Below are 3,455 nucleotides of genomic sequence, written 5' to 3'. Positions count from 1 at the left end.
GGTTAGTATCCCTTGTTCAGTATGGGCGGTTCTTCACCGGTACGGGAATATCAACCCGTTGTCCATCGACTACGCCTGTCGGCCTCGCCTTAGGTCCCGACTTACCCAGGGCAGATTAGCTTGACCCTGGAACCCTTGATCATTCGGCGGACGGGTTTCTCACCCGTCTTTCGCTACTCATGCCTGCATTCTCACTCGTGTAGGCTCCACCGCTGGTTTACACCGCGACTTCACTGCCCACACGACGCTCCCCTACCACTCCAAACGCCTGAACTCAGGAGAACAAGTCTCCGGCTTGGCTAACATTTGAAATCCACAACTTCGGCGGTGTACTTGAGCCCCGCTACATTGTCGGCGCGGAATCACTTGACCAGTGAGCTATTACGCACTCTTTCAAGGATGGCTGCTTCTAAGCCAACCTCCTGGTTGTCTGAGCAACTCCACATCCTTTCCCACTTAGCACACGCTTAGGGGCCTTAGTTGGTGGTCTGGGCTGTTTCCCTCTCGACTATGAAGCTTATCCCCCACAGTCTCACTGCTGCGCTCTCACTTACCGGCATTCGGAGTTTGGCTGACGTCAGTAACCTTGTAGGGCCCATCGGCCATCCAGTAGCTCTACCTCCGGCAAGAAACACGCAACGCTGCACCTAAATGCATTTCGGGGAGAACCAGCTATCACGAAGTTTGATTGGCCTTTCACCCCTACCCACAGCTCATCCCCTCCATTTTCAACTGAAGTGGGTTCGGTCCTCCACGACGTCTTACCGTCGCTTCAACCTGGCCATGGGTAGATCACTTCGCTTCGGGTCTAGATCACGCCACTCACTCGCCCTATTCAGACTCGCTTTCGCTACGGCTACCCCACACGGGTTAACCTCGCGACGTAACACTAACTCGCAGGCTCATTCTTCAAAAGGCACGCCATCACAGGACAAAATCCCGCTCTGACGGATTGTAGGCACACGGTTTCAGGTACTATTTCACTCCCCTCCCGGGGTACTTTTCACCTTTCCCTCACGGTACTGGTCCGCTATCGGTCATCAGGGAGTATTTAGGCTTACCAGGTGGTCCTGGCAGATTCGCACGGGATTTCTCGGGCCCCGTACTACTTGGGATACTCTCCAAGCGGCAGCACGCATTACAGCTACGGGACTCTCACCCACTCCGGTCGGGCCTTCAAACCCGTTCACCTATACGCCTGCACTCACTTCACCAGTCCGGCAGAACTGATACGGAAAGTCCCGCAACCCCAGAGATGCAACGCCCGCCGGCTATCACACACCACTGGTTTAGCCTCATCCGCGTTCGCTCGCCACTACTAACGGAATCACTATTGTTTTCTCTTCCTGTGGGTACTGAGATGTTTCACTTCCCCACGTTCCCCCCACGCACCCTATGTGTTCAGGTACGGGTCACCCAGTCACTCGCGCGCTGAGCGGGGTTTCCCCATTCGGACATCCTGGGATCAAAGTTCGGTTATCAACTCCCCCAGGCTTATCGCAGATTCCCACGTCCTTCTTCGGCTCCTGATGCCAAGGCATCCACCGTGTGCCCTTAAAAACTTGACGATCACACACAACCAACACAACCAACCCCAAAGAGCCGGCCATGCCAAACGATTGCGTGCATACACAAAATTTAAGATGCTCGCGTCCACTATGCAGTTCTCAAACAACAACCCCAGTCAACACACCACCCACACCCCACAACCCCAAACAAACAGGATCAAGACATGAGCGGTAATGCCCAGGAAAACCAGAAACACCAGCCAACCAAACCCCCACCCGAAACAAACCACACAACCGTGCGACTCATCCCCAGCAGAAACCCAGCCCCTGTTGCCTCAGGACCCAACAGTGTGCCACACACTACCGAACCAGCAACCAACCAGCCCTTTCCCAAACCACACACCCCCACCCCGCCAGGACAAACCCGACAGAACAGAAAACATGCGACCCGTACTCAAACCAACCAGCACCAACCCGGCACCTATTCATTGATATTCCACCCATGAGCACCCACCGCAGAACAAACGCCTGCGCAATGGGCATACTCCTGACAACCCCCACACCCCACACAACGCAGGATGCAAACAGTTGTAGGCGCTCCTTAGAAAGGAGGTGATCCAGCCGCACCTTCCGGTACGGCTACCTTGTTACGACTTAGTCCCAATCGCCGGTCCCACCTTCGACGGCTCCCCCCCAAAAGGGTTAGGCCACCGGCTTCGGGTGTTACCAACTTTCGTGACTTGACGGGCGGTGTGTACAAGGCCCGGGAACGTATTCACCGCAGCGTTGCTGATCTGCGATTACTAGCGACTCCGACTTCATGAGGTCGAGTTGCAGACCTCAATCCGAACTGAGACCGGCTTTTTGGGATTAGCTCCACCTCACAGCATCGCAACCCTTTGTACCGGCCATTGTAGCATGCGTGAAGCCCAAGACATAAGGGGCATGATGATTTGACGTCGTCCCCACCTTCCTCCGAGTTGACCCCGGCAGTCTCCCATGAGTCCCCGGCATAACCCGCTGGCAACATGGAACGAGGGTTGCGCTCGTTGCGGGACTTAACCCAACATCTCACGACACGAGCTGACGACAACCATGCACCACCTGTAAACCGGCCACAAGTGGCCGACACATCTCTGCGCCGTTCCGGTTCATGTCAAGCCTTGGTAAGGTTCTTCGCGTTGCATCGAATTAATCCGCATGCTCCGCCGCTTGTGCGGGCCCCCGTCAATTCCTTTGAGTTTTAGCCTTGCGGCCGTACTCCCCAGGCGGGGCACTTAATGCGTTAGCTACGGCGCGGAAAACGTGGAATGTCCCCCACACCTAGTGCCCAACGTTTACGGCATGGACTACCAGGGTATCTAATCCTGTTCGCTCCCCATGCTTTCGCTCCTCAGCGTCAGTTAATGCCCAGAGACCTGCCTTCGCCATCGGTGTTCCTCCTGATATCTGCGCATTTCACCGCTACACCAGGAATTCCAGTCTCCCCTACATCACTCAAGTCTGCCCGTACCCACCGCAGATCCGGAGTTAAGCCCCGGACTTTCACGGCAGACGCGACAAACCGCCTACGAGCTCTTTACGCCCAATAATTCCGGATAACGCTTGCGCCCTACGTATTACCGCGGCTGCTGGCACGTAGTTAGCCGGCGCTTCTTCTGCAGGTACCGTCACTTTCGCTTCTTCCCTACTGAAAGAGGTTTACAACCCGAAGGCCTTCATCCCTCACGCGGCGTCGCTGCATCAGGCTTGCGCCCATTGTGCAATATTCCCCACTGCTGCCTCCCGTAGGAGTCTGGGCCGTGTCTCAGTCCCAGTGTGGCCGTCCACCCTCTCAGGCCGGCTACCCGTCGTCGCCTTGGTAGGCCATTACCCCACCAACAAGCTGATAGGCCGCGAGTCCATCCAAAACCACAAAAGCTTTCCACCAACCACCATGCGATAGTC

Annotated in this window: 2 rRNA genes; both read right to left on the bottom strand. The window is 55.9% G+C overall.

The annotated features are described in order from the left end of the window. Positions 1-1,568, bottom strand: a 23S ribosomal RNA gene (locus tag ABFX19_RS14675); the annotation flags it as partial. Positions 1,569-2,113: 545 nt separating this feature from the next. Next, positions 2,114-3,455: ribosomal RNA gene (locus tag ABFX19_RS14670) — 16S ribosomal RNA — on the bottom strand; the annotation flags it as partial.

Source organism: Arthrobacter parietis (genome assembly GCF_039530425.1).
Classification (GTDB): Bacteria; Actinomycetota; Actinomycetes; order Actinomycetales; family Micrococcaceae; genus Arthrobacter_D; species Arthrobacter_D parietis.
This window is presented reverse-complemented; position numbering and strand designations above follow the sequence as displayed.